Source organism: Candidatus Nitrosopumilus sp. bin_6a (assembly GCF_054095695.1).
Genome location: NZ_JBSWSR010000005.1, coordinates 176,856 through 203,617, shown reverse-complemented (window position 1 = coordinate 203,617; position 26,762 = coordinate 176,856). Strand labels below are relative to the sequence as shown.

Annotated in this window: 34 protein-coding genes and 2 tRNA genes; 25 read left to right on the top strand and 11 right to left on the bottom strand. The window is 34.4% G+C overall.

Annotated elements, in window-relative coordinates; genetic code table 11:
- Positions 1-12 precede the first annotated feature (12 nt).
- Both ACW9XA_RS06975 and ACW9XA_RS06970 read left to right on the top strand, forming a co-directional pair.
- Positions 13-1,290, top strand: coding sequence for a glycerate kinase type-2 family protein (locus tag ACW9XA_RS06975; protein WP_457763634.1), 1,278 nt, complete (start codon positions 13-15; stop codon positions 1,288-1,290).
- A 203-nt stretch (positions 1,291-1,493) separates the two neighbouring features.
- On the top strand, positions 1,494-1,730 hold the full coding sequence (locus tag ACW9XA_RS06970) for a hypothetical protein (protein WP_457763633.1): 237 nt from the start codon (positions 1,494-1,496) through the stop codon (positions 1,728-1,730).
- Here ACW9XA_RS06970 and ACW9XA_RS06965 read toward each other — a convergent pair.
- Complete coding sequence (locus ACW9XA_RS06965) at positions 1,723-2,685, bottom strand: exonuclease (protein WP_457763780.1); 963 nt, start codon at positions 2,683-2,685, stop codon at positions 1,723-1,725. The two genes, ACW9XA_RS06970 and ACW9XA_RS06965, sit on opposite strands and share 8 nt — an antisense overlap.
- A gap of 76 nt (positions 2,686-2,761) precedes the next feature.
- Here ACW9XA_RS06965 and purN point away from each other — a divergent pair, with 76 nt between their 5' ends.
- Positions 2,762-3,379 carry a phosphoribosylglycinamide formyltransferase gene (gene purN / locus ACW9XA_RS06960; RefSeq protein WP_457763632.1) on the top strand — a complete coding sequence of 206 codons (618 nt, stop codon included), beginning with the start codon at positions 2,762-2,764 and terminating at the stop codon, positions 3,377-3,379.
- Here the strand turns inward: purN and ACW9XA_RS06955 are convergent.
- Together ACW9XA_RS06955 and ACW9XA_RS06950 are read right to left on the bottom strand one after the other, a co-directional pair.
- Complete coding sequence (locus tag ACW9XA_RS06955) at positions 3,376-3,696, bottom strand: cupin domain-containing protein (protein ID WP_457763631.1); 321 nt, start codon at positions 3,694-3,696, stop codon at positions 3,376-3,378. The genes purN and ACW9XA_RS06955 overlap by 4 nt on opposite strands.
- A 2-nt stretch (positions 3,697-3,698) precedes the next feature.
- On the bottom strand, positions 3,699-3,983 hold the full coding sequence (locus ACW9XA_RS06950; protein ID WP_457763779.1) for an antibiotic biosynthesis monooxygenase family protein: 285 nt from the start codon (positions 3,981-3,983) through the stop codon (positions 3,699-3,701).
- 91 nt (positions 3,984-4,074) lie between these two features.
- Here ACW9XA_RS06950 and ACW9XA_RS06945 point away from each other — a divergent pair, with 91 nt between their 5' ends.
- Positions 4,075-4,938 carry a bifunctional 5,10-methylenetetrahydrofolate dehydrogenase/5,10-methenyltetrahydrofolate cyclohydrolase gene (locus ACW9XA_RS06945; protein ID WP_457763630.1) on the top strand — a complete coding sequence of 288 codons (864 nt, stop codon included), beginning with the start codon at positions 4,075-4,077 and terminating at the stop codon, positions 4,936-4,938.
- Positions 4,928-5,491 carry a 5-formyltetrahydrofolate cyclo-ligase gene (locus ACW9XA_RS06940; protein ID WP_457763629.1) on the top strand — a complete coding sequence of 188 codons (564 nt, stop codon included), beginning with the start codon at positions 4,928-4,930 and terminating at the stop codon, positions 5,489-5,491. The genes ACW9XA_RS06945 and ACW9XA_RS06940 overlap by 11 nt, the downstream gene beginning before the upstream one ends.
- On the opposite strand, the gene purD is transcribed toward ACW9XA_RS06940, so the two are convergent.
- Positions 5,482-6,744, bottom strand: a complete 1,263-nt coding sequence (gene purD / locus ACW9XA_RS06935) for a phosphoribosylamine--glycine ligase (protein WP_457763628.1) — start codon at positions 6,742-6,744, stop codon at positions 5,482-5,484. The two genes, ACW9XA_RS06940 and purD, sit on opposite strands and share 10 nt — an antisense overlap.
- 86 nt (positions 6,745-6,830) lie before the next feature.
- Between purD and ileS the strand changes: the two genes are divergently transcribed.
- The 6 genes from ileS (at position 6,831) to ACW9XA_RS06905 (ending at position 13,504) form a co-directional block, all read left to right on the top strand.
- Complete coding sequence (gene ileS / locus ACW9XA_RS06930) at positions 6,831-10,028, top strand: isoleucine--tRNA ligase (protein ID WP_457763627.1); 3,198 nt, start codon at positions 6,831-6,833, stop codon at positions 10,026-10,028.
- Positions 10,029-10,215: 187 nt separating this feature from the next.
- Entirely contained in the window at positions 10,216-10,800 is a 585-nt protein-coding gene (gene dps / locus ACW9XA_RS06925) for a DNA protection during starvation protein (RefSeq protein WP_457763626.1), read from the top strand.
- A 114-nt stretch (positions 10,801-10,914) separates the two neighbouring features.
- Positions 10,915-11,244: a hypothetical protein gene (locus ACW9XA_RS06920; protein ID WP_457763625.1), complete on the top strand. Its 330-nt coding sequence runs from the start codon at positions 10,915-10,917 to the stop codon at positions 11,242-11,244.
- A gap of 40 nt (positions 11,245-11,284) precedes the next feature.
- A complete protein-coding gene (locus ACW9XA_RS06915; protein WP_457763624.1) occupies positions 11,285-12,391 on the top strand; it encodes a succinate--CoA ligase subunit beta in 1,107 nt (368 codons plus the stop codon).
- On the top strand, positions 12,388-13,305 hold the full coding sequence (locus ACW9XA_RS06910) for a succinate--CoA ligase subunit alpha (RefSeq protein WP_457763623.1): 918 nt from the start codon (positions 12,388-12,390) through the stop codon (positions 13,303-13,305). The genes ACW9XA_RS06915 and ACW9XA_RS06910 overlap by 4 nt, the downstream gene beginning before the upstream one ends.
- Before the next feature lie 31 nt (positions 13,306-13,336).
- Entirely contained in the window at positions 13,337-13,504 is a 168-nt protein-coding gene (locus ACW9XA_RS06905) for a 50S ribosomal protein L40e (RefSeq protein WP_014965473.1), read from the top strand.
- Positions 13,505-13,506: 2 nt separating this feature from the next.
- On the opposite strand, the gene ACW9XA_RS06900 is transcribed toward ACW9XA_RS06905, so the two are convergent.
- A complete protein-coding gene (locus ACW9XA_RS06900) occupies positions 13,507-13,755 on the bottom strand; it encodes a hypothetical protein (RefSeq protein WP_457763622.1) in 249 nt (82 codons plus the stop codon).
- Between the two features lie 93 nt (positions 13,756-13,848).
- Between ACW9XA_RS06900 and ACW9XA_RS06895 the strand changes: the two genes are divergently transcribed.
- A tRNA-Val gene (locus ACW9XA_RS06895) sits at positions 13,849-13,947 on the top strand.
- Positions 13,948-13,953: 6 nt separating this feature from the next.
- Here the strand turns inward: ACW9XA_RS06895 and ACW9XA_RS06890 are convergent.
- On the bottom strand, positions 13,954-14,628 hold the full coding sequence (locus tag ACW9XA_RS06890; RefSeq protein WP_457763621.1) for a zinc-ribbon domain-containing protein: 675 nt from the start codon (positions 14,626-14,628) through the stop codon (positions 13,954-13,956).
- Positions 14,629-14,777: 149 nt separating this feature from the next.
- Here ACW9XA_RS06890 and ACW9XA_RS06885 point away from each other — a divergent pair, with 149 nt between their 5' ends.
- From ACW9XA_RS06885 to ACW9XA_RS06865, 5 genes are all read left to right on the top strand, one after another.
- On the top strand, positions 14,778-14,999 hold the full coding sequence (locus tag ACW9XA_RS06885; RefSeq protein WP_457763620.1) for a hypothetical protein: 222 nt from the start codon (positions 14,778-14,780) through the stop codon (positions 14,997-14,999).
- Positions 15,000-15,124: 125 nt separating this feature from the next.
- On the top strand, positions 15,125-15,256 hold the full coding sequence (locus ACW9XA_RS06880; protein ID WP_300324248.1) for a hypothetical protein: 132 nt from the start codon (positions 15,125-15,127) through the stop codon (positions 15,254-15,256).
- A gap of 55 nt (positions 15,257-15,311) precedes the next feature.
- Positions 15,312-15,743, top strand: a complete 432-nt coding sequence (locus tag ACW9XA_RS06875) for a hypothetical protein (RefSeq protein ID WP_457763619.1) — start codon at positions 15,312-15,314, stop codon at positions 15,741-15,743.
- A gap of 90 nt (positions 15,744-15,833) precedes the next feature.
- Positions 15,834-16,373, top strand: coding sequence for an inorganic diphosphatase (locus ACW9XA_RS06870; RefSeq protein WP_457763618.1), 540 nt, complete (start codon positions 15,834-15,836; stop codon positions 16,371-16,373).
- Position 16,374: 1 nt separating this feature from the next.
- Complete coding sequence (locus ACW9XA_RS06865; protein WP_457763617.1) at positions 16,375-16,629, top strand: UBP-type zinc finger domain-containing protein; 255 nt, start codon at positions 16,375-16,377, stop codon at positions 16,627-16,629.
- 39 nt (positions 16,630-16,668) lie between these two features.
- Here the strand turns inward: ACW9XA_RS06865 and ACW9XA_RS06860 are convergent, their stop codons facing one another.
- Positions 16,669-17,229 (bottom strand): TATA-box-binding protein, encoded by a 561-nt coding sequence (locus ACW9XA_RS06860; protein WP_179360338.1) that lies wholly within the window; start codon positions 17,227-17,229, stop codon positions 16,669-16,671.
- A 4-nt stretch (positions 17,230-17,233) separates the two neighbouring features.
- Positions 17,234-18,166: a transcription initiation factor IIB gene (locus tag ACW9XA_RS06855; protein ID WP_457763616.1), complete on the bottom strand. Its 933-nt coding sequence runs from the start codon at positions 18,164-18,166 to the stop codon at positions 17,234-17,236.
- Between the two features lie 214 nt (positions 18,167-18,380).
- On the opposite strand from ACW9XA_RS06855, the gene ACW9XA_RS06850 reads away from it, so the two are divergent.
- The 3 genes from ACW9XA_RS06850 to ACW9XA_RS06840 all read left to right on the top strand — a co-directional run bounded on the left by ACW9XA_RS06850 (position 18,381) and on the right by ACW9XA_RS06840 (position 22,130).
- Positions 18,381-20,153, top strand: coding sequence for a M3 family oligoendopeptidase (locus ACW9XA_RS06850; RefSeq protein ID WP_457763615.1), 1,773 nt, complete (start codon positions 18,381-18,383; stop codon positions 20,151-20,153).
- A gap of 233 nt (positions 20,154-20,386) precedes the next feature.
- Positions 20,387-20,749: a hypothetical protein gene (locus ACW9XA_RS06845; RefSeq protein ID WP_457763614.1), complete on the top strand. Its 363-nt coding sequence runs from the start codon at positions 20,387-20,389 to the stop codon at positions 20,747-20,749.
- Positions 20,750-20,981: 232 nt separating this feature from the next.
- Positions 20,982-22,130 (top strand): hypothetical protein, encoded by a 1,149-nt coding sequence (locus ACW9XA_RS06840; RefSeq protein WP_457763778.1) that lies wholly within the window; start codon positions 20,982-20,984, stop codon positions 22,128-22,130.
- On the opposite strand, the gene ACW9XA_RS06835 is transcribed toward ACW9XA_RS06840, so the two are convergent.
- Entirely contained in the window at positions 22,131-22,694 is a 564-nt protein-coding gene (locus ACW9XA_RS06835) for a pyruvoyl-dependent arginine decarboxylase (RefSeq protein WP_457763613.1), read from the bottom strand. It lies immediately after the preceding gene.
- A gap of 71 nt (positions 22,695-22,765) precedes the next feature.
- Complete coding sequence (locus ACW9XA_RS06830; RefSeq protein ID WP_457763612.1) at positions 22,766-22,990, bottom strand: hypothetical protein; 225 nt, start codon at positions 22,988-22,990, stop codon at positions 22,766-22,768.
- A gap of 124 nt (positions 22,991-23,114) precedes the next feature.
- On the opposite strand from ACW9XA_RS06830, the gene ACW9XA_RS06825 reads away from it, so the two are divergent.
- From ACW9XA_RS06825 to ACW9XA_RS06810, 4 genes are all read left to right on the top strand, one after another.
- A tRNA-Thr gene (locus ACW9XA_RS06825) sits at positions 23,115-23,188 on the top strand.
- A 75-nt stretch (positions 23,189-23,263) separates the two neighbouring features.
- On the top strand, positions 23,264-24,049 hold the full coding sequence (locus tag ACW9XA_RS06820) for a thioredoxin domain-containing protein (RefSeq protein WP_457763611.1): 786 nt from the start codon (positions 23,264-23,266) through the stop codon (positions 24,047-24,049).
- A gap of 101 nt (positions 24,050-24,150) precedes the next feature.
- Positions 24,151-25,464, top strand: a complete 1,314-nt coding sequence (locus ACW9XA_RS06815; protein ID WP_457763610.1) for a DEAD/DEAH box helicase — start codon at positions 24,151-24,153, stop codon at positions 25,462-25,464.
- A gap of 45 nt (positions 25,465-25,509) precedes the next feature.
- Positions 25,510-25,743 (top strand): Lrp/AsnC ligand binding domain-containing protein, encoded by a 234-nt coding sequence (locus tag ACW9XA_RS06810; RefSeq protein ID WP_457763609.1) that lies wholly within the window; start codon positions 25,510-25,512, stop codon positions 25,741-25,743.
- A gap of 101 nt (positions 25,744-25,844) precedes the next feature.
- On the opposite strand, the gene ACW9XA_RS06805 is transcribed toward ACW9XA_RS06810, so the two are convergent.
- Positions 25,845-26,006, bottom strand: coding sequence for a hypothetical protein (locus ACW9XA_RS06805; protein ID WP_457763608.1), 162 nt, complete (start codon positions 26,004-26,006; stop codon positions 25,845-25,847).
- Positions 26,007-26,164: 158 nt separating this feature from the next.
- Between ACW9XA_RS06805 and ACW9XA_RS06800 the strand changes: the two genes are divergently transcribed.
- Positions 26,165-26,608 (top strand): hypothetical protein, encoded by a 444-nt coding sequence (locus ACW9XA_RS06800; RefSeq protein WP_457763607.1) that lies wholly within the window; start codon positions 26,165-26,167, stop codon positions 26,606-26,608.
- Positions 26,609-26,762: the final 154 nt, after the last annotated feature.

Here is a 26,762-nt window from a genome sequence, read left to right as displayed (position 1 = left end):
CCGAGTGACAGTATGATTATCCAAAATTTTGACGACTTGGCAACGACAGACAAGAAAAAAGAGTGTTTGCAAATTTTAGAGGCAGGATTTCAAGCAGCAAATCCAGAAAACATAATTGCAAAATTTGTAACACCTAATGAAATCAAAATCAAAGACAAATCATTCAATCTTGAGAAATATTCGAACATCTATTCAGTAGCATTTGGAAAAGCAGGAGATTCTATGACCAGGGCGTTAAATGCAATTATCCCAATTAAAAGTGGAATAATAGTAATTCCCAAAGGCTCAAAATCAATGATCAAAGGTAAAAAATTCCAGATTTTCAACTCAAGACACCCTAAACCAGATCAAACAAGCGTAAAGGCAGCTAAAGAAGTCATGAAATTTGTTCAAAATAAGCGCAGTGACGAATTGATAATTTTTCTAGTATCAGGTGGAGGGTCTTCACTTTTAGCAATACCAGATGAGATTACTCTAGATGACAAAATACATGTTACAAATGTTCTATTAAAATCAGGAGCTACAATTCAAGAATTCAACTGCATTAGAAAACACCTATCTAAAATCAAGGGAGGAAAGCTTGTTGAAAATATGAAATGCCACGGAGTCAGTTTGGTAATGTCAGATGTTGAAGGAGACGATCTTTCATCTATTGCATCAGGTACAACATACATGGATGACACAACATATGCAGATGCATTGGAAATTATCGACAAATACAAAATAAAATGGAAGATACCAGAAGAGGTTTTAAGATTATTAGAAAACAGGATGAATCAAAAACAAGATGAAACTCCAAAAAAAGCTAAGATTGAAAATTTTGTCATTGCAAATAACGATGATTGTCTAAAAGCAATGAAAGAAAAAGCGGAAGAAATTGGATATACCGTTGACATAAGGCATGTTTTTGGAGACATAAAAAAAGTAGTTACAGAAATTCTCGATAAAATTTCAACTAGTAAAAAAACATGTATTATATTTGGAGGAGAGCCAACAGTCAAAGTTTTGGGAAAGGGTATGGGCGGCAGAAATCAAGAATTAGTTTTAAGATTATTAAAAAATACTCAAAAATCAAAAAAAATAGTTATTGCATCTGCAGGTACAGACGGTATTGATGGCAATTCTGTTTTTGCAGGGGCAATTACTGAAAACGTCAAAATAGATTTAGACACAATGAAAGAATTTCTTAAAAATAGCGATTCAGGAAGATTCTTTCAAAAACAAAAAGGAAACATCATCACCCACGCAACTCATACAAATCTGATGGACATAGGCATGATTTTAAAATAAATCCAAAGATACATGTATAAAAATTTCAATTTTTTTGATTTTTACTAAACAAATGATTAGTCATTAAGAAGAGTCCTTCAAATACCATAATTGACAATTAAAAACATGATGAAAAATAATCGAGGATTCTGTAATGATTTGAGTTGTAAATGTGACTGTCATAAGGGATCAAGTTTTAGAAGAGGAAATAGGAAGAGACAGTATTGTTAGAAAAACAATTCAACCCAGAAATGCTTTACAACAGAGTAGTTCATTTCTATATCGATAAAAAAGGATACACAAAGGATAAAGCAAATCAAATTGCCCAATTGGTAGTACAAAAAGAAGCTCAGAGGCGAATTTGTAAAAATGAAAAATGCAAACACTTTTCCCATGATCATATCAGAAATGCAGAAACGTGTCTAGTTGAAAATTGTGAATGTAACGAGTTTACTAAGTAAAATCATCTAAAGAATTTTCAAGCAATGGTTGTGCACTAATACCACGTTTTCTCAAATCTTCTGCAAATTCATCGACAAAACCATGTATGGTGTATACTTGTTCTGCACCAGATTGAATCACCAAATCAATTAATTCATTGTAATCACAGTGATCACTCATCGGAATAGAGTAATCTGTACGCCGTCCAAAAGAGAATTTAGTTGATTGTGCCCATCCACTAAACCCAATTGTCACAGCACCATATTTTGATTTCATATCTTGAACAAACTTATTTTTACTTGACATCATTGGAGCAACCATTATCCAAGGTTTTTTTTCCAACAATCCTTTTTTTTCAGCCTCAGTGTGCCCAATTCCATCTTTGAGAGATACCCCAAATTTTTGATGTAGTGAATTCATATCTTTTACAGAATCATGCAGATATAGAGGACCCCAGTGACCAAAAAACTGAGTGATGGTTTGTGCTTTTCCTAACTGATAACCCATCAAAATAACGGGTATACCCTTGCCATAAAGTTCAGAAATTAATTCATTTACTTGTTTTAGAGTGTCGTCAAGTTTTGGAAAAACAAACTCAGGTAAACCAAAAGTGCATTCAGTGATCAGAGTTTTACATTTTGGGATTTTTGCTCCTTTGAGAAATCCACGGTCTCTAGTGCAAACATCCCCAGTATAGAAAATATCATCAAAGAGAAGACCTTTAGATCCAAGAATATGGCCACTGTTAATTAGAGAAAAATCATCATGGCATTCAATATGATTTTCCATCTTAAAGCCACGCAAATTAGCAATCTCATTGGTTTCAATAGAAGAGAGAATAGTACCACCATTTTTTGAGGGAAGATGATCAGAATGAGCATGAGAGACAAAATTGATCCCAGCAATATCACCATTTTTTGGATCCAAGTAAACTCGTTGATCATTGACCTCACACAGGATTCCATTTTTTGTCATCCTGACTTTTTTAGGCAACAAAAGTCAAAGTATTTGGATTTGATATAAATTGCAGGTTTGATCTAGTATTGACTAGTTGCTAAATCTAGGAATTCTAATTTCAGGTCGCGGGAGCAACATGGAATCTATCTTAAAGGCAATTAAAAAGAAAAAAATTCCAATCAATCCAGCCATAGTAATTTCCAATAAACCAGATGCAAAGGGACTAAAAATTGCAGAAAAATTAGGGGTAAAAATTGAAGTGATCGAAAGTAAAGGATTCAAAGGGAGCAGAGCAGAATACGATAAAAAAATTATTTCATCTCTGACAAAGCATGGAGTAACACCAAAAAATGGTCTTGTGTGTCTTGCAGGATTTATGAGAATTATCAGTCCAGAATTTGTAAAGAAGTACAAAAACAGGATAATCAACATACATCCAGCCTTGCTTCCTGCGTTTCCAGGATTAAACTCACAAAAACAGGCATTAGAATATGGAGCCAAAGTATCAGGATGCTCAGTGCACTTTGTAGATGCAGGAATGGACACAGGTCCGGTAATCATCCAAGCTGTTGTAAAAGTAGATGAAAAAGATACAGAAGAAACACTTGCAAAAAGAATTCTAAAAGAGGAACACAGGATTTATCCTGAGGCAGTAAATCTTTTTGCCAGAAAAAAAATCAAAATATCTGGAAGAAGAACTATAATCAGCTAGGAATCAGGTCCACCAAAAAAATACAATACTTGGAGTTCTTTTGTATTACCGTGGAAAAAATGTTCCACATCTTTTGCTACAAAAAATAATTTATTTTTAGAAACTTTGTAATCCTTGTTTTTAATTTTTAAAAAACCATTTCCAGAAAGGACAAAATATACTTCATCACTTTCGTGTGGGGTTTGTGTATCTTCTTCTCCAGGTTTTAAAACCAGTATCCCCGCAGCTAAACTTTCTTTGTTGATAAAAGTATCAAAGTAAGAAGAATTGTTTTTTATTTTTTCAATGTATGTGTCTAAGTCATACTCTAGTTTCAATTTTATTCAGCAGCTACAGTGTATGTTTTTCTTTGAGGATCTGCACTCATAAATGAATGTCCAGTTGGATGAATTTTTTCATGTTCAGGGCTTTGGTGCATTTTGATAAATGTCTCTTTGCTCTCATGTTCTACAAGAATTCTATAGCTACCATCAGAAGACTTCAAGAATCTTCTTGAGATAAACCCAGGAAAGTTAGACAATACTTTGTTTGATTCAGCAAACCAGTTTTTGAAATCTTCTTCAGCACCGTCTTTTAGTTGGATATCTGCTATCATTACAAACATGACATGACTAGTAAAACAACCATTTAATTTCTTTTCCATGAATTTCAACATAAATTCCAAGAATTAAATATCTACAAATCAAAATCATGGCATGGTAGGAGTCAGGATTGATGGCAAGATTATTGCCCAATCAGTTAAAGACAGAGTCAAAAAAGCTGTTACAGAGTTGAAAAATCAAGGAATTTCCCCATGTTTAGCCACAGTACTAGTCGGAGATAACCCCGCTTCTGCCACATATGTAAGAAACAAGCACAAAGCATGTGAAGAAGTTGGAATAATAACCAAAGACCATAAACTTGATGCCAACATCACGCAATCAGAATTAACAAAAATTATTGATGAACTAAATTCAGATAACACAGTTCACGGAATTCTAGTACAGCTTCCCCTGCCAAAACAACTAGATGAATTTACTACCACCTCGAGGATATCACCATTAAAAGATGTGGATGGTTTAACTCCACATAATGCAGGATTGCTTGCAATGAAAAAGGCAGCATTAGTGGCATGCACTCCATCAGGAGTCATGGAAATGTTTGATCATCACGGTGTTGATTTAGAAGGAAAAAACATAGTATTGATCAACAGAAGTAACTTGGTAGGAAAGCCACTATATCACTTGCTGTTAGAAAAAAATGCTACAGTAATCACATGTCATTCCAAAACCAAAAATCTAACTGAATTGTGTCAATCAGCAGACATTATAATTACTGCAGTGGGAGATAGAAATAGATTCACACTAACTCCTCAAATGATCAAAGAAGGGGCAATTGTAATTGATGTTGCAATTTCAAGATTCCAAGATAAACTAGTAGGAGATTCAGATTATGACGAGATAATTAAAAAAGCATCTTTTGCAACACCGGTTCCCGGAGGAGTTGGACCTATGACAGTTGCAATGCTTTTAAAAAATACAATCACTGCAGCATCATTGAGTAGTAAAATTGGCCAATAATCCTGAAAAAGAATCACTACGAAATCTTCTTTTAGAAAAAAGAGACAATACATCATTTGATTTAATGAAGATTGCAAGTGCAAACATACAAAAAAAATTAAAAAAAATATTTGCCTTCAAAAATGCTCAAAAAATTGGCGCATACTATCCAATAGGAAGTGAGATATTCACACAAGATATCATCCAAGAATTACTCAGTCAAGGAAAAGAGGTTTTTTTGCCAAAAGTTGTAGGAGACACCATGGAATTTAGAAAAATTACCAGTTTTTCAAGCCTAGAACAAGGTAGTTTTGACATTATGGAGCCAAAAGACGACTGTCCAGTAGATAATAATCTAGACGTGATATTGGTCCCAACTGTAGGAATATCTCCCATCGGAGTAAGATTGGGATACGGTCACGGGTTTTACGATAGATTTTTGGCCAAAAATAAGATTACAACAATTTCACTTACATTAGAAAAACAAATCATCAAAAATATTCCAAAGTCAGATCATGATGTATTAATTGATTGGATTGTAACTGAAGATAAAATGCTACAAACTCAGAGATAAGACAATCCCTTTTTTCCAATATCACATCTATTGTATTTTTGAGACCAATTGATTTTCTCAGCTGCAGAATATGCATTTGTAATTGCAGAATTTAGGGTATCACCTAACGCAGTAACACCCAATACACGTCCACCATTTGAAAGAATTTTGCCATCAGATTTTTTTGTGCCAGCGTGAAAAACAACAGAATTCTTTGGAATAGAATCAAATCCAGAAATTTCATCATTTTTGGAATAAGATTCAGGATAACCCTTTGATGCCAAAACAACACATACTGCGAATTGGGGTTTCCACAAAGCTGTAGGCAAAGAAGACAATGTGCCATCAACACTTGCAACAAAATAATCATACAAATCAAAATCCATCCTCATCGTGATTGGCTGGCATTCAGGATCACCCATTCGAACATTGTATTCTAAAACATATGGTTTACCATCTCTAATCATGATACCAGCATACAAAAATCCTTTAAACAAAATCCCTTCATTTTTCATTGCAAGAATTGTCTTTTCAATTATTTGTTCTTGTATGATTTTTGCTAAATTATCATCAATTATAGGAGTTGGAGAATATGCACCCATCCCACCAGTATTAGGACCCTCATCATTATCAAAAATTCTCTTGTGGTCCTGACTTGAGGCCATAGGAATAGCAACATTGCCATCAGATAGTGCAATATATGATGCCTCAATTCCATCGATTCTTTCTTCAACAATTATTCGATTTCCAGCATCACCAAAGGTCTTCTTTACAAGGATTGTCTGGATTGCAGATATAGCCTCATCAGTATTATCACAGACAATGACTCCTTTTCCAGCTGCCAGACCATCTGCCTTTACAACTACATTGTAATCAAGGGATTTTACATATTCTTGAGCTTTTTTAGGATCATCAAAAATTTCAAAATGGGCAGTAGGAATTTCATTTCGTTTCATGAAATTTTTTGCCCAAATCTTGCTGGATTCAAGTTGGGCTGCTTTCTGAGTGGGTCCAAAAATTGGAAGATCAAGTTTGTTGAATTTATCTACAATCCCTGCGGCAAGAGGATCCTCGGGGCCTACCACAGTGAAACAATTATTTTTTTGAGCAAAATCTGCCAGACCATCCAAATCATCCACATTAATAGGAACATTGTTTTGAGTACCCCCATTTCCAGGAGCAGTAAAAACAGTGTCAACCTTACTGCTTTGAGATAATTTCCAAGACAATGCGTGTTCTCGTCCACCAGAACCTATCACTAAGACATTTACCAACAAAAATTATCGTCCCCCCAATTATATAATCCAAGTCTCAGAAAACCAATTTAGCTTTATAATGCCACAAACATACCAAAATCCAGATGGAACTATCCACCAAATTTGATGCAAAAGCAATAGAAGTTCAGGTGAAAGAATACATCAAATCAATAGATTTGGAAAAACAAATTTTTGCATCAGACAAACCTGAAAAAATTCGATTCATAGAAGGTCCTCCAACAATGAATGGAATTCCACATGCAGGTCATCTTAGAGGAAGAGTCATCAAAGATTTGTGGTATAGATTCAATACACTTCAAGGGAAAAAAATTGAATTTAATGGAGGATGGGATACACAAGGACTTCCTGTGGAATTACAAGTTGAAAAAGAGCTTGGAGTATCAGGAGGCAAGACAGAAGCTATCAAAGAATTTGGAGTTGAGAGAATAGTATCAGAGTGTAAAAAAGTTGTAAAGAAATTCAACAAGACATGGGTAGAAGTTGACGAGTTGTTAGGAATGTCATTTAATCATGAAAAAGCATATTGGACTTTTAGAGATGAATTTATTGAAAGAGAATGGCAAGTCCTCAGAAAAGCATATGAAAACAAAATTCTAGAAGAAGATTTTACAGTAATTGCATATTGTCCAAGCTGTCAGACATCACTTAGTCATGCAGAAGTTAACCAAGGATATGAAGAAGTAAAAGATCCGTCCCTATATTACAAGGTCAAATTAGTCAACGAGGATGCATTTTTGATAGTATGGACTACGATGCCTTTTACTCTCGTTACTGATGCGATGGTGGGGTTACAGCCTGAAGAAGATTATGCATATGTCAAAGTAGAAGATGAAACATGGGTAGTTGGAAAAACCAGATTAGAGGAATTCATGACAGAAGTAAAAGTTGAAAAATATGAAATTGAAAAATTGGTAAAAGGTTCAGAATTTGAAGGGAAAAAATATACTCATCCATTATTAGATTTAATTCCAGAATTAAATGAGATTTCAAAATTAGAGAACTATCATGTTGCAGTATCTGAAACATTTGTTGATGCAAGTACTGGTAGTGGACTAGTGCATTTATCACCTGCAAATGGAGAAGAAGACATCAAGATTGCAAATAAAAGAAAAGTCAAAATTTTTAGCCCCATTGATGATGAGGTAAAATTCACAGACAAGGCAGGAAAATATCAAGGGATGTTTGTAAGAGATGCAGACAAAGGAATTGTAGAAGATCTCAAGGAACATGATGCATTAGTAAAAATTGGCAAAATCAAACACAAATATCCACTATGCTGGAGATCACACCATCCAATTGTCTGGCTCGCAAGAAAAGGATGGTTTTACAAATTAGACAGATTAGAAAACAAGGCAATTGATGCGGCAGAAAGCGTAGAATATTTTTTTGAGCAGCCAAAAAACAGATTTCTTGGAATTATTAAAGAAAGGCATCCATGGTGTATTTCCAGAGAAAGAATTTGGGGATGTCCTCTACCAGTTTGGAATTGTGAAGACTGCGGTGAAAAGAACTGGTTTTTTACAAGAAAAGATATCGTAGAATCAGCAGACAAATTACCTGACGGGCCTAATTTTGAACTACATAGGCCATGGATTGACAACATTACAATAAAATGTAAAAAATGCAACAGCGTCAATACAAAAAGAGAAGAGTATGTGCTAGACACATGGCACAACAGTGGTTCTGCGCCATATTCGTCATTAACTGATGAAGAATACAAAAAAGAAATTCCAGCACCATTTTTCACAGAAGGAATTGATCAAACTAGAGGGTGGGCATATACTCTACTTATTGAAAATGTAATTCTAAACAATGCTCCAACACCACCATACAAAGCATTCTTGTTTCAAGGTCATGTTCTAGATGAAAAAGGCGGAAAAATGAGTAAAAGCAAAGGCAATGTTCTAGAAGGAGCAGAATTACTTCAAAAATACCCAGCAGATCTTATTAGATTCTATTTCATGTGGAAAGCAAGTCCAATTGAACCATTAAGTTTTAGCACAGACGAATTAATGTCAAGGCCGTATCAGGTAATCAACACACTGTTCAATCTTCACCTGTATTTTCAACAAAATAGTAAATATGATAATTTTGACCAAACAAACACAATTGAGTGGGCAAAACAAAACAATCTATTAACATCACCAGACATTTGGTTATTATCGAAACTTCAAAAACTGATTCTGGTATTAACTGAAAAAAATCAGACATGTAAATTCCATGAAGGAGCAAAAGCAATTGACGATTTCATAATTAATAATCTTAGTCAGATATACATTCCAATTACAAGAGGAGAATTATGGGACGAGGATGAAGAAAAGAAAAACAGACGATTGTCAATATATGCAGTTCTCAGTGAAGTGCTCAAAACACTAGATATTTTGATTCATCCATTTTGTCCATTTACAAGTGAGCATCTATACCAAACAGTATTTCCAGGAAAACAAAGCATCCTACTTGACAAATGGCCTTCATATCAAGAATCACTAGTCAATGAAGAGATCGAAGAATCATTTGACATAATGAAGGACATTGTTTCTATATCATCTGCAGCTAGAATGAAAGGAAAACTGAAGAGAAGGTGGCCACTTAATGAGGCCCAAATTTGTGTGAAAAAAGGTCAAAAAACAAAACTAGAACCATTGTCAGAACTATTACAATCACAACTCAATGTTGAAAAATTCATCATTACTGAAACTGAAAAAGAATCAGGCCTAGAGCAAATTTTAGAATTAAAACAATTAGGATTACCGATAAAAGGAATTGTAGAATTGGAAAGAAAAAGAATAGGGCCAAAAGCAAAGCAACACATGGGAAAACTAGTTTCAACATTTAATGAAACAGATCCTGAAGAAATCATTTCATCATTACAAAAAGAATCCAAATATAATTTTGAAATTGACGGGGAAACAATTTCGTTAGATGGCGAGGACTTTATCATAGACTTTGATGCAAGTGAGAATTTTGCAGTTGCAAAAAGAGACAACTACATTGTATTAATTTCAACATCTAGAAACAAAGAGATGATGGCAAGAGGATTGGTAAAAGATATTGCCAGAAGACTACAAACATTAAGAAAAGAAAGAGGATACACGCCAACGGATGTTTTAGATGTAGCATCAATTTTGGAATTAGATGAAGAGTCACTTGAAATGATAAAAGAGAAAGCCAAAGAACTAGCATTTTTAGTCAGAGTCAAACAAGTCAACTTTACTGATTCTTGTAAAGAATACAAAGAAGACGATATCGATGGGCAAAAAATTAGAATTTCAGTAGAATAGATATTTCAGATTCAGAATGAGTGCACTGCAAACACATTTTTTATTTATCATCATTGCAAGATAAATTCAAAGTCCAGAGGAGCAAAACACGAGGTTTCCCTAACCCACATTTTCCCACATCTCCTCTTGAAATCAAATTCTAAAAAGCATGAAATATTTTTATTACAACAACTAAACCCATAATCAAATGTCCGAATCAAAACCAAATGTTGTTGGGATAAATGTTCTAAAACAAAATGGCCTTGATGTCGATGAATTGGTAAAAGAGTTAATCAAAAATGCAGCAGTTGAATTTACTGCATACTATTACTTTACCAATCTCAGAGCACATTGTACAGGCATGGAAGGTGAAGGACTGAAAGGAATTATCGAAGATGCAAGACTAGAAGATCTTAGCCACTTTGAATCATGTATTGAAAGAATCTACCAATTAGGAGGAGCTCTTCCAAACGATGCAACAGAATTTATCAAAATTTCTGGTTGCGAATTCTTACAACTCCCAGCAAACCCAACAGATCACAAGGCAATTCTAGAAAAATGTCTCAAAGCAGAACAAGGAGCAATAGTCAATTGGGATAAAATTTGCAAGATGACTTTAGGCAAAGATCCTGCAACATATGATATTGCAAAAGATATTCTCGCCGAAGAGATCGAACATGAGTCTTGGTTCCTAGAGCTAATCTATGGAAGACCATCTGGACACATGAGAAGAAAGTATGCAGGAGAAAGACCACATACAAGAAAACATTCTAGAGCATTAGATATGGCATAAGTGCCAAATCATTTTCTTTATTTTAAATTCTAAATTAATGTGATTTTATTAACGACATGTTGTGAAGATGCGTTGTTTTATTACGGTTAAATAGAAAAATGACGTATTACTATCATGGTAAAGCAGATCAGTCTGGATGCATGGCAGATTCAGCATTTATCAGATCTGTTAGAAAAGGGGTCAAACATAGTAGCAAAGACAAACAAACCAATAGTCCTGTATAGACAAACTCTTGAAGAAGAGGAAGAGTCCTATGAAGAAATTGTTTGTACACTTACCAATGGATATGTAATTGAGCAAATGGTCACATCAGGAGGGATATTGGTTCCAAGTTTTCACCAACAGTTTGTATTTACAATTGAGGAATACCCACAAGAATTATTGAGAAAAAGTAAAGATCGCTTTTTAGAAATGATTGATTTTCTAGATGAACAGTTGAAATAGTATCATAGTTAATAAAGACCGTAAATTTCATGATTTTTGCATGCAATTACTAGAATTTCAGGCTAAAGAATTGTTTCGAGAATATGGAATTAATCTCCTTGATAGCATATCATCGACCAATATTGAAGAAGGTCGAAAACATGCAAAAGAATTAGGATATCCATTTGTAATTAAAATTCAGGTTCCAGTCGGAGGCAGAGGAAAAGCAGGAGGCATTCAAAAATGTCAAAATGATGATGAATTTGAGTTGAAATATCCTCAAGTGATGGATTTGACGATTAAAGGTGAAAAAGCAAGGGCAATTTTACTAGAAAAGATGGCAGATATCAAAAAAGAATTGTATCTATCATTGTTTTTGAATCGTTCAAAAAGATGCTATACCATCATTGCATCAGCAGAAGGAGGAGTTGAAATTGAATCAGTTAAGAATCAGATTATCAAAGAAGTGGGATTAGGAGACGTATCTGATGAACTTGCAAGAGAAGTTGCAAAAGAAATGGGATTAGAAGGAAACACCGCAGAACAGTTTGTCGACACACTAAAAAAATTATCAAAACTCACAATTGAAAAAGAAGCAGAACTTGTGGAAATAAATCCATTAGCGATTATGCAAGACGATACAATCATGGCACTTGATGGTAAATTTGTAACAGATGATAACAGTAACTTTAGACATCCAGAATTGCAAAAATATCAAGAGAAAACAGCTATTGAAGAACAAGCAGAGAAGAGCGGGTTTTCCCTTGTAGAATTAGACGGAGATATTGCAGTTGTTGGAAACGGTGCAGGTCTTGTAATGTCAACGCTAGACATGTTATCAGACAATGGTGGAAAACCAGCATGCTTCTTAGATGTAGGGGGCGGTGCAACAACAGAGTCAGTGTATGAAGCATTAACTTTAATCAGCAAATTAAAAAGAGTGAAAGGAATTCTAGTAAATCTATATGGTGGAATTGTCAAGACAACCGTAGTTGCAGAAGCATTTCTCAAAGCATATGAAAACAACCTAATTGACTTGCCAGTCTTTTCAAGACTAAAGGGAACAGAATCAGAAAAAGCAAAAGAAATGCTTCAAGGTTCTAGAACTAAAATATTTGATTCTGTTGAAGAAGCAATTAACGCAGCAGTGATGGGAGTAAAGAAATGACAGATATTTTTGGACTACTAAAAGGAAAACCAGGAGAGCCCGATTATGAAAAAAAGGGCGTAATTGTTCAAGGAATCACTGGAGCGTATGGTTCACTGCATGCAAAACAAATGATGGCATATGGAACCAATGTTGTTGCAGGAGTTACCCCGGGTAAAGGAGGCCAAAAATTTGAAGACAAAGTTCCAATTTACAATACAATGCAAGAAGCTGTGGATGCAACAAATGCAAAAATTTCAATAATCTTTGTTCCAGCAAAATTCTTTCTAGGAGCTGCTAAAGACGCATTAAATGCAGGAATCAAATTACTTGTTGCAATTCCAGAGCATGTTCCAATTAGAGATACGATGGAGACATTAGAGTTAGCAAAACAAAAAGGAGCAGTAGTCATTGGACCAAATACACCAGGAATAATGATTCCAGAGTTAATTAAAATTGGAATTATGCCACCGATGCCTTTCAAAGCAGGAAAGATTGCAGTATTATCAAAAAGCGGAACATTGCTCTATGAGATTTCTGATGCATTAACAAATTCCGGATTTGGTCAATCAATCACAATTGGAATCGGAGGAGATCCAGTAAATGGCACAAGACTAATTGATGCGTTTGAGATGGTAAAAGACATTCCAGATTTAGAAGGACTTGTAGTGGTAGGAGAAATCGGAGGAGATTCTGAAGAAATTTTGGCTCAAAGAATTATCGATAGTGGATTTAACAAACCAACTGTAGCATACATTGCAGGAAGAGCAGCACCTAAAGAAAAGAGAATGGGTCATGCAGGTGCAATTGTGATGGGAACTTATGGTTCAGCAGAATCCAAGGTATCCATGTTTAACAAGGCAAACATCCCAGTAGCCAAAAGACCTGCACAAGTACCAGTATTATTAGCAGGAAAGATGGAAAAATCCGATTAGAATAAAAGAGAGAGATTAAGGAGAAAACTAAATGCCAGTTACAGACCCAGAAAAGAAAAGAATTGCTCAGCAAGCACGTCTTGTAATGAAAATTTGTTTCAAATGTGGGTGCAGAAATGATATCGATGCCACACGATGCAGAAAATGCAGAAATCCATACTTACGACTAAAGAATAGAAATCTCGGCGTTAAGAAATAGAATCAGGGATTCATCAATCTTTGCCTATAATCTACAATTGCAGACTTTAATTCAGTGTAATGTTTCTTTACAAATGATTTTGCGGCTTCAGGATCATCCAATTCTTCAAAAATCAGTTGCAAGTCATCAGGCAGTTGATCATTCATCTGATACAAAACTCGGGCAGCATCCACATATTGCCCCAAATTATCGGCATATTCAAAAGCCAATTTCATCCTATCAATTATTGCATCAAATTCTTGTAATGACATGATAGTTATTTTTTAAATCAGTAATAAAGCCCAAGGTAATTGTAACATATCCAGATAGCAAAGACAAAAAAACTCCTTTAGATTAATTGAATTGGACCGGTCGTCTAGTTTGGTTTGGATGACGCACTCACACTGCGTAAGGAAATTAATTTCCCGCAAAGGTCGTGGGTTCAAATCCCATTCGGTCCACCATTTCATTTATCGAAGGACACATGAATTAGATTCATCATCAAAAATTGTTCCAGGACCGCATTTTGAATCGCCAGAATCAATTGCATCCAATACCAGACCAGGCACACATGCATTGGTGTCAGGATCAAGAACAGTTCCATCACCACATTTTGAATCATACACACCATAGAAAATTTCTTCATTTTCAATGGAACTAATTGTATCAGACGATGATTCCAACGAACTATCAAAATAACCTTGAGAATAGGCAGTTGCAAAAATAATCAAGATCAAAACGGGAATTCCTACAAGTATGAGCATTTTTAACGGAATTAATTTTTTAAAATTTGAAGATACAGATTCTTCAACCATAGATTGTTTATTTGATCCAACTTCAAATAACGATGAACCGCAAATCATGCAAAAATTTGCACCTAGTGGACATTTTTTTCCACATTTCCAACAATGAATGATTTCCTCATCTACAGGTTCATTTTCAAAAACAATAGGCTCATCAGATGAAACGTCAGAAGTGTGTTTTACGAGATATTTCTCCTTCAAACCTTTGAGATAATTTTCATCAGTAATCCAAATTTTTCGATTTTGGATGTAAGTTTGTTTGATATGTTCTAATCTATATGGATCACCGACACCTAATTTCAGTAAAGAGTTAACGTCATCAACAATATCTGGAGATTCCATATGATTTGCTTTACAAGTCAAAGTCATTAAATACTAATTGGAAATGTCATTCCAAAAAACAAAATTGACAAAAAATGTCCAAAATGAGAAAAGTCCATTTTAGTATAAAGGAATAGTAATGATTAAAATCTAAAAGACGAATCAAGCCTATGAATATTTACCAAAGGAAAATAGAGGTAGAAACATCCAAAGAAATCCTCTTAGCGACAATTCTTAGCAATAAAGAAAATTTAGACACTCACATGATTGCCAAAGCCATCAAAGATTTTGTAAAAAATCATGAAAAATACAATATGGAAAAAAAGGAATGTTTGGCATTGATTTCAAAGACAGAAAATAACAATTTCAGGCTAGAAAAAAGACCAAAATAAGAAACGTCATATGTAGCCATAACAAAAAAGGAATAGAATTAGGCATAATTGGGGCTTCAAAGTATCTCAAAATCAAAATTTAATCAATAGCCTGATTAAAATTAGATAGAAATGTCAAATACAGCATGAAGGCCAGATTTAATGGAAAATGCTCAGAATGCGGAGATGTCATTAAGACAGGTAAAGAAATTCTAAAAAACAGCAAAGAGCAATGGGTTCACAAAGCATGCTGTGATTTAGAGGAAGAACTACCATAATCCAATCAAACTGGAATGAATTAGTAACAAATTTTTTAAGTGACTTTGAAAAACTATGATTGAAATGAATGGTAAAACAAATCTCTTGTTAATTGCATCAATTATGACAGTATTTGGAGCAATGTTAATTCCAGCAGAAATATCTGCTGAGACCAATCAAATCACTGTAACACCGATAAATGATAAAGTTAGTTTAGAAGAAACAATCACTACAATGAATGTTCCTTTAGACAACAAACTCCCATGGGGATTTGTAAAGGGGGAGGCATCAGATGTAGCTGAAAGATATCCAATCATCATTCAATTTTACAAAGGAGAAGATCCCGTTCACTTTGCACAAATAGATGCAAAAGGGGATGGCTCTTATGAATACAAATTCAGAGTCAGAAATCTTGATTCCAGTACAGGAGAATTTGTAAATGTGTTTGAGGGAGAATACACTGTAAAGATATACAAAGTCATTCCAAATACAAGTGATTTTGTATGATCAATATTTTGCCAAATACACCTATGTTATAAAAAAGAGTAATTATTTCATAGAATTCATATACTGAATATCCAGACCAAGAGCTAGAAAATGAGTAAGAATTTTTGGCACGACATAGAACCAGGTACAGACATTCCAGAAATCATTAATGCTATTGTGGAGATTCCCAAAGGATCCATGAACAAATACGAATACGACAAAAAGCACAACATGATAAAATTAGACAGAGTATTGTTTTCACCATTTCATTATCCCGGAGATTATGGTCTCATTCCCCAGACATTGTCTGATGACGGAGATCCATTAGACGCACTAGTGTTGGTTACAAACCCCACATACCCAGGAATCTTAATTGAAGCAAGACCAATAGGATTACTTCAGATGAAAGACGATGGAAAGTTAGATGACAAAATCATTTGTGTTGCAACTAATGATCCTAGATACCTACACACTGCAGACATTACAGATATCGAAGACCATTATCGTTCAGAAATTGCACATTTTTTCCAAGTTTACAAAGATTTGGAAGGAAAGAAAGTAGAAATCATAGGATGGAAATCTGCAAAAGAAGCTAAAACAGTAATCATTGAATCGATAAAAAGATACAAAGATACTTTGAAAAAATATTAACATGACAAAAGAATGCGAGCATTTTTCCCAAGAAAAAAATGTGTCTCAGAATACAAAAAGTTGTGAAGAATGCGAAAAAGAGCACCTTCCAGTTGTAGCATTAAGAATGTGTTTAACATGTGGACATGTGGGTTGTTGTGATTCATCTATTGGGAGACACGCAACAAAACACTTTGAAGAAACAGGTCATCCAGTGATGCAAGCAGTTCCTGAAAAGATTTGGAAGTGGTGCTACATTCACGAAGAATATTATTAATTTAGATACTTTTTTAGATTAAATAATTTAGATCAAAGCCTAATCGTAAACCATTAAACCTTTTTCTTCAAGCAAAGCATGAATTTGGTTTACAGAGCGATGAACATCTTTTTCTAATTTTGCTCCTACACAAACTAATTTTCCAGATGCAAATATGAGAATTACCGTTTTTGGATCAAGCATCCTATGGATTAATCCAGGGAATTGTTCTGGCTCGTACATACTTCTAGGAAGAGTTCTGGCGGCTTGCTCCAAATTGACTTTACCTCCAAGATTGATTGAAGATACAATATTTTGTATTGACACTATTGGATCATTTTTAATTTTGATTTTTCCTTTTCGTAATATTTTGACTACCTCAAACACGGCAGTTTCTGCTAATTCTTGTGATTTTGCACCTGTACACACCATCTTTCCAGAGCCAAAAAGCAATGTTGCAGTTTTAGGGTTTTTCAGTCTAAACACAGCACCAGGGAATTGTTCTGGATGGTATTCAACTGCAGGGAATTTTTTAGTAATATCTACTAGGTCTAATTTTTGTTCAATTGTTGCAGAAGCAACAACATTGACAATTGCAATTACAGGTTTTGTTTGAGTCATTTTCTTATTTTCCTCCCAGCATATCCATATTTTGGTCTAATCTCAAGCCTTTGTATCTATTTCTAATTGTTACTTCAGTTACATTTGCAGCCTCTGCAATATCTCGTTGAGTTTTATCTTCGCCATTTTTAACACATGAAAGGTATAATGCGGCAGCTGCTAATCCCATAGGATCTTTTCCTGCAGATTCCTCATGAGCTTGTGCATCTTTGAGTACTTTGACAGCATAACGTTTTGTTTTTTCAGTAATTCCAATAGAGCTTGCAATTCTTGCAACACATTGAACAGGATCCACTACAGGCATTTTTAGCTCCAATTCCTGATGTAGAATTCTGTAACATCTTGAGATATCTTTTTTCTTGATGTTACCTGCATCTGAAACATCTTTTAGAGTTCTAGGAGTTTCAGTATCTCTGCATGCAGCATAAAGAGAAGCTGCAATCAATGCAGATATGGAACGTCCTTTTACAAGACCTTTTTCCAGTGCTTTTCTGTAAATGTATGATGCTTTTTCAATTACTGTATCAGATAATGAGAGTTTGTCTTTTAATGTGGATAATTCACTTAATGCTTGTCTGAGATTTTTGTCTGAAGAGGCATTTACTTTACTTCTACTATCCCAAGTTCTTAGTCTTTCAATAGTACTTTTCATAGTAGATGTCAGAGGTTTGCCAGAAGAGTCTTTGTTCATAGGACTGATAATAGTTGCAAGTCCTCTATCATGCATTGCAAGTGATGTGGGAGCTCCAGTTCTAGTTGGATCTGATCCTCCTTCTTTTGAAAATGATCTCCATTCAGGTCCAGAGTCTTGCAGGGTCTCAGTGATTACGTAACCACATTTCCCACAGAATCTTTCACCAGTTACATTGTCAGTCAACATAGAATTTTTTCCACAACGACCACATGTCGAATCAGCATTGATAATTTCTAAAACCATAAAGATTACTTCTTTTATGCTAATGATTTCCTATATAAACGACTTATTTTACGACTTTTGGGGAAGATATTGAGCCCAAATTTTAGGAACAAAATTTTTGCAAATTACAACTAGATGGCAAAAAGTCTCAAAAAATACCAAAAACAAGAATTTTTAGAATAATGCCAACAATACACATATTCATTTTTTAATAGTTACAAAACAGCAAATTCAGATGTCATCATATCAGTTGGGTAAATGGGATCTCACAAAACTAGTAAAAAATCCAAAAAGTCCAGCATTTCAAAGACAGATTAAAGAATTGGAAAACCAGGCAAAAAAATTTGAAAAGATTAAATCAAAATTAGATCCTAAAATGTCAACTAAGCAATTCATGAACATACTTCATCAAGTTGAAGAAATTTCTGAAAACATGAATAGAATTGGAGGTTATGCATCATTATCATATTCTTCAGACACGCAATCAGACGAAGCAACATCTCTAATGACAAGAATGTCAAAACTTGGGGCCGAAATATCAAATAAAATTTTGTTTTTTGATTTATGGTGGAAAACCCAAGTTGACGATAAAAATGCAAAAAGACTAATGAAAGATGCAGGAGAAATTACAGAGTATCTTTCTCATAAAAGACTATTTGCAAAATATGCATTAAGTGAACCAGAAGAGAGAATCATAAATACATTAGATGTGACCGGAATATCTGCGCTTGTAAAACTGTATGACAAGATTACAAATTCTTTTGAATATAAAATGAAAATCGGAAATAAAACTAAAGTGATGACAAGAGAAGAACTTACAAATTATGTTAGGAGTAACAATCCAAAGATTAGAGAGACAGCATACAAAACGATTCTTTCGAAATACTCTGATAATAAAGGAGTCGTTGGAGAAATATACCAAAACATAGTTCTTAATTGGAAAGATGAAGGTATTGAAATTCGAGGATACAAGTCACCAATTTCAATGAGAAACATAGGAAACGATGTAGACGATAAAACTATAGAATCACTACTTGCAGTATGTAAAAGAAACTCGCCTGTTTTTCAGGAGTTTTTCGTTCAAAAAGCAAAGATGCTAAACATGAAAAAATTACGAAGGTATGATTTGTATGCACCAGCAGCAGCAAATATCAAAGAGAAAAATTATTCATATGACAAATCAGTGAAATTAGTTTTTGAATCATTGGGAAAATTCAGTAGTACACTGGAAGAGTATGCCAGAAAAGTATTCAATGAGAACCATATTGATTCAGAAGTAAGACAGGGAAAACGAGATGGGGCATTTTGCAGTACTCTTTCGCCAAAAATCACCCCTTATGTATTGGTGAATTTTACAGGCAAGTCCAGAGATGTGTTTACCCTGGCACATGAATTAGGTCATGCTGTACATAGTCAAGCGGCACAAGACAGATCAATTCTTGTTCAAGATGCACCATTGCCTCTAGCAGAAACAGCATCAACTTTTTCGGAATTATTATTGTATGATAATTTGTCTAACAAAATTTCAGATAATGAAAAGAAAGTAATGCTGTCAGAGAAAATCGATGATCTATATGCAACAATTCTAAGACAATCATTTTTCACAATCTTTGAAATAGATGCTCATAAGCAGATAGGAGAAGGCACCACAATAGATGAAATATCAAAAACATATTTGAACAATCTCAAAGTTCAATTTGGAAATTCTGTTAGTTTGACAGATGACTTTGCAATTGAATGGAGCTGTATTCCTCATTTTTATCACACGCCGTTTTACTGTTATGCGTATTCATTTGGTAATTTACTAGCTCTGTCTTTATTCCAAAGGTACAAAAAAGAAGGAAAGGACTTTGTTCCAGCATACATCAGCATTCTTGCAGCAGGAGGTTCAAAGAAACCAGAAAAACTTCTTTCAGAATACGGATTTGACATATCTAGTCAAAAATTCTGGCAGGAAGGATTTGATTATGTCAGAGACCAAGTAAAGACACTATCTACATTAAACTAGTTTTAGAATAAATGGGGCTGACAGTCCAACGCATGGACTGCCAGCTTGTTCCCCGAACGGTTTGAATTCGATGTCATTTCAAATACAATGATGATCTGATTTAAACGTTTGAAATTATTTAGTCTAATTTCTTAGGTTTTATCTTTCTGATAGAGCCTGCCAAAATCCCAATAGTGATTCCCAATTGATAAAGAAAATACAGTAAAACTTCAAAAGTACTGGGAGTTAGATCAGTGAATCTACTTACAGCAGTCAATATCAACAAAAGGGCACTGAAAAAGAAAACAAATCCTTTTGTAATACCAGTAAGATTTGTGAATTTCAAAACAACAAAACTCATGACTGTCACAGATATTGCCAATACTGTCAAAAAGCCAGTATTCATTCCAAAAATCAAGAAAAGTGAAGATATGATTTCACCAGGACTGCTTGCAGACAGATTTGAAAGAGTGATTTTTTCAGGAGAAGCAAAGCGCGGAACACTCAAAATTGCATTTGTTAGAAACAGAATAAACATCGTAACAGAGACAGTTTTAACGCGATTTTGCAAACGCGGAAATCTGACAAGTATGGCCCTACCAAGTATTATTCCTTGAAACAATCCAATGCCAAACGCACTCAAAACAGCAACCAGTTGGATTATAGGATGAAGAAGAAAATCCACTAAAACAGGAATCAATGCCATATTATCCAAATAATTGGATTAATGGGAATATTAGTTACTAGATATCACGTATTTTACAAAAAATGAAGAAGAATCAAGTTGCTGAACAAGATATAGACAAAATAGGAGTAAATTTAATAATTTCACATATAGAAACACAGCCGATGCAGCAAAAAATTATTTTCCTTGCGATTATTGCACTAGTTGGAATTTCAGTGAATTATGCATATTCCCAAGAAATAGGCCTTGCAACATTTCAGGAGACGGCACAAGTCATCATAGATAAAAGAATTACACAAAATGTAACATCATCAATCACATTACAAAGTACTAGCATTCAAGAAATTAAAATTCCAGCAGAGTTAGAACAAAGAATTAGAGAAAACGAAAATATTTCAGCAGTAATAATTACAAACCAGGACAAATGTGTTCTAGGTGTTAATGGGGAATCGTGCATCATAATCAACGTAAAAAGAAATCCAGAAGATACCAACTTTTTAAAAATTCAAAATTCAACATTGAAAATATCAGAGCAATTTATTGACGAGATAAACGACATTTTTGATACAAAAGCAAAACTGCATTCTACATTTATTCAACCTAGTGACGAAACAAATACAGCACTACAAACATCAGGAGTGGTTTCAGGCAAAGGAACAATTTCTGCAGTATATACCATGCCTATGGAAGACACCGATTCAATGTACGAAAAGATCTCAGCAATTTTAATTCCAAAAATCATCAGAGATTCGGGAGGATTTTATGATGCAGCAAAAAATCTTTCAACAGATGAAAATGCAAAGATGACATTTTCCATAATCCCGTCAGGCAGTAAATCATTGCTTCAATTGAGAGTATCAACGACATATTCTGGAATCGCACCAAGTATCGATAAAATCGATCCACTGGAATTGCTAAAGACAAATGAACTGAAAAGATCAGAGTATTTCTCAACAGGATTTTACCCTCTAAATTCAATAGTTCAGGTAGCAATTATTTCATCTGAAAACACAAACATTTCAGATGTGAGAGGAAACATCATTCCAACTCATATAATAGATAATGAAAAAATCCCAATAGACATTACAAAAAAAGGCTGGGTTTTTGATCCTGAAGAAGGACAGATGATTCAAGGAAAATACATTTTTGGCAAGGAAACAACCGTGAGCAGTAATGAATTAAAATTTTCACTTGGTGGGGATAGCATGTTAGAAGAAAAGCAAGAATTTGACGAATCAATTTTAGTTGTAATTATAATTACAATAGTTGCAATAGCTGCTGCGTTATTTTATCTTAAAGGATATAAAAAATAATTACAACAAAAGAACAGCTGCTGCAAAGACTGTGGTCCATTTTCCATCTTTGTCGCCCTTAGTAGCTGAAGTAATGTTATGAGTTTTGTAGATTTCTCCAGAAATTGACCATTGCTGCCTTTTTTCATTCCATGCCTTGTCAGCATCAAAAGGAATTCCTAAAGAAGATGCAAGCATTTGTGCTGCAATATCTTCAGCATAATCTCCTGCTTGAATTTCATTTTGTCCAAATGCCTCATATTCAGACAAGTATCCATATCGTGCTTTGTCCTTTGGCTGAGCAAGACCCACAGATGCAGAGCATACTCGATGAGGTTCATTTGTTTGATTCTTAGAATAAATAGTAAACAAGATTTGTCCAGGTGAAATTTTTTTCAACCCTTCTTTTCTAGAAATCAGTTTTGCCTTTGGAGGAAATATGCTGGAAATTAAAACAAGATTAGTTCCTGCGATTCCTGCATCTCGTAATGCATATTCAAAACTGGTCAATCTGTCTTCATGAACGCCTTTGCCTTTAGTAAGAAACAAATTCTTTGCAACTAAATCTAGCATTTCTGAATTCATGAAAGATAGTTATTATTTATACTTTAATTGGACATGACGAAAAAGCATTTTCAAATGAAACATAGAATTAATCATTTTTTCTTTTTCTTTCTTTTATCAGGTTCTTTCTGAATCTGAGTCAAAAGAATGAAGGTAAAGAACGCACCCAGCCCGATGTTTATCACACCCATAAAAGTAATCATAAGAGTTTGTTGAGGCCCAGCAATTGGAGATAGTCCAATAACAATACCAATGGAGCCAGTTGCAAAAAACATCATCATCAAAACCTTGACTCTAGTAGGTTCGATGTATCTCATATGAGGTATCAAAATATAGGATTATTATAAACTGACGGCAAATTTAGCGATTTTCGAATAAAGATCATTTTGAAACGAACCACAGGTAACACTTTAAACCTTCAAAAATTTCATTTTACTTCGTGCCAATGTAGCTCAGCCTGGTAGAGCAATTGATTTGTAATCAATAGGTCATGGGTTCAGATCCCGTCATTGGCTTTTCAAATTTTTAAATCGGTCTTTAGCCAAAATTTGGCAATACGATTAAGTATGCTAAATGTTCAATGAATTGAAATGAGTTTTGAGGAAGAAACTAATCAAAAAGTATCAGTTAAGAAATCCACGTTTAACGGAATGATGGTAGGGATAATCATCTTAGTGGGAGTTGCTGCATTCTTTGCAGGATCGTATACATCAAATTTCAACCAAATTTCAGAAGAAGATCTTGACGATGCAATAGCAAAATTGGAATTAAAATTATTACAAAATCAATTGCCCACAAAACAACCATCAGCGCCTGTAAAAATTTCAACAGATGATGATCCCATCATAGGAAATCCAGACGCTCCAATTACAATTGTGGAATTTTCAGATTTTCAATGTCCATTTTGTGCAAGATTCCACACCCAGACATTACCATTAATTCTTGAAGAGTATATCGAACAAGGAAAAGTAAAATTGGTTTTTAGAGATTTTCCAATACAAAGCATTCATCCAAATGCATTACCTGCATCAGTTGCAGCTGAATGTGCAAATGAACAAGGAAAATTCAGAGAAATGCATGATGCATTATTTGAAAAACAAAACGAATGGAATAAACTAGATACTGTGGATGCATTATCATTATTCAATCAATATGCAACAGACATGAAATTAGATCAAGAAGAATTTGATTCATGTCTTTCTAGTGGAAAATTTATTCCAGAAATTAAAAAAGATCTTGAGGATGGAAGAGAATATGGAGTTTCAGGGACACCAGGATTCTTTGTTGGAAATGATATTGTAGGATATGTTGAATTAAAAGGAGCCCAGCCATTTGAGAGTTTTAAAAAAATTATTGATGCTCAATTGGATGCATAAAGAATAACAAGCGTTTATTAGACATAAGGAGGGATCATGTATCAGAATAATGACGAGTAGGCAATGAGCTTTTTCGTCATTGCCAAAGAGAAAAAAACAAAATGACAAAATTTCAAGATTTAGGATTAAGCGACGAGATACTAAGAGGAATTACTGATCAAGGCTTTGAAGAAGCATTCCCAATTCAAGAAGCAGTAATTCCAGTGTTACTTTCAGGCAGAGATGTGGTGGGACAAGCTCATACAGGCTCTGGAAAAACAGCAGCATTTGCATTGTCAATGTTGCAAGAGATTCAGCCCAAACAAGGAATTCAGGGATTGATAATGGCACCTACAAGAGAACTTGCAATGCAAATCAGCGATGAAATCAAGAAATTTGGAAAATATACAGGAATCAAAATAGCTACAGTCTACGGAGGACAAGGAATGGGAATTCAGTTAGATGCCCTCCATAGAGGAGTTGAAATTGTAGTAGCAACACCAGGTAGATTGATAGATCATCTCAAAAGAGGATCAATAGAACTCAGAGATATTTCATATATTGTTCTAGATGAAGCAGATACCATGTTAGATATGGGATTTGTAGAAGATATTTCATTTATTTTAGATTTAGCCCCAGAAGACAGAGTGATGGCATTATTTTCAGCAACAATGCCAACAGAAATTTTGAGATTGTCTGAGGAATATCTAAAGAATCCAAAACAATTCTTGTTAGATGCAGATGATCTCAGCGGAGAAGGAATAGACCAATCATATTTAGTGATTAAAGACAGAGACAAATTCAAGTACCTACTTGATTTCATAAAACCAACAAAAGGTCAAAGCATAGTATTTTGTTCTACAAAATACAGAACTCGTGATGTGGCAAAATTCCTCCATCAAGAAAAATTCAATGCAGTTGCTATTGAAGGGGACATGTCACAGCATAGAAGAGAGCAATCAATGGGAAAATTCAGAAGCGGTAAAGCAGACATTCTTGTAGCAACAGATGTGGCATCAAGAGGTATAGATGTTCCAAGAGTAGAATTAGTGATTAATTATGATGTGCCAAATCAAGAGATGGCATACTTTCATAGAATTGGAAGAACCGCCAGAGCAGGTGCAAAAGGTAAAGCAGTTACATTTGTATCATATTCATCAGTAGGAGATTGGAATCTAATCAAGCGCCAAATCAAAGTGCCAATTAGAGATTTAAATCAAGAAATGGGAATACAAATTTCAATTCCAGATCCACTGAAAAGACAAACCCCATCAAGAAGGTATGGGGGCCAATCCAGATCTAATTATTCCAGAGGAGGACGATCTGGAGGATATGGAAGATCAGACAGAGGCAGCAATCCAAGAGACGATAGAACTAGAAAAAGAAGAGACTCAGATAGCAATAGAAATAGCTACGGCGGACGCAGTAGATGGTAGCACTAGAAAACTTAAAGACAGGAACTCCATAATCACAATCAGACAATGCATAAAGGATTCATTTTATTAAATTGTGATCTGGGAGCCGAGGAATACATCGTTGATGAATTAAAGCAAATGCAAGACATTACTAACGCATATCTAACTTTTGGTGCATATGATGTAATTGCAGAAGTAAAAACAGACAATCAAGAGGAATTTGAAAAAGTCATTGCAACCATTAGGAAACTGTCCAGAGTCGTAAGTACAATGACATTAAATGTAATCATTCCCGAATAATTGATCTAAGCTAGATTGTCAGTTATTATTTTGTAAAAACTATCAAGATTTCAATTGGTTTGCACGCCAAGTTGTGTTTTCCGACCTAGTGGCTTTGGTTGCTAGTCGTAAAACCAACCGTTAGCATCTTCGGATGCTAACGACATTATTTCTTTATTCAACAAAAATTCTAATTTTGATTTTGTACTTTTTCTCATATGACCAAATTTTTCCCATGACAATATGATAATCAATCCAATGATTTCCTGTTTTTCCAACATCATCTAGAAATTCACTAAATTCCATCATAAGATAATTTCTGCATGTAAAATTCTTAAACCAATTTGCATAGGCCCTCGAGGTGACTTGTCAAATTAGTTCAAGTCCCTTCTTGAAACATGCCTGAGATACGAAAAAATTAGCAGTTTTTGTATAAATTCTGATGAGTAAAAACAAGGATTCAGTCTTTGAAGAATATGAAGATCTGTACAAATTAACTGCAAAAACTGCAGATGACCACATAGAATTTTACAAAAAGAAGGAAGCCATACCTGAAGAAACCCTATTTGATATTTGGAAGAAACTATCTCAACAATCAGAAAATTTTGATAAAAGAGATTGGACAGAAAACTGGCATAATTGGCACAAGAATCTACAAGGATTTGAAAGGCATCAATTTGAAGCTAGATTCTTGATTCAGCATTATCTTACTGACGTTCTTGAAGAATTGATAGACAGATTAGTTCAAAGATTTGAGAAATCCATCAGATTAAGTGAAAGAATTACAGAACCATCACCAAAGACAGAACTTTCTGAATTAATAAAAAAAGAAGTAAAACGACAAGTAAAACAAGAATTATCAAAACAAAAAATAAAGAAAAAGTGAGTCCACGGGGATTCACCTACCAAATTGGGAATGAAAATGGACGCAGAATTAAACAATGAAACTTTATTCTATGCCTAAAATTTAACCCTAAACCTCAAAATTTCTCTTTATAGACCATATTTCTGAAATTTATCTTTCAGATCTATCTATCCAG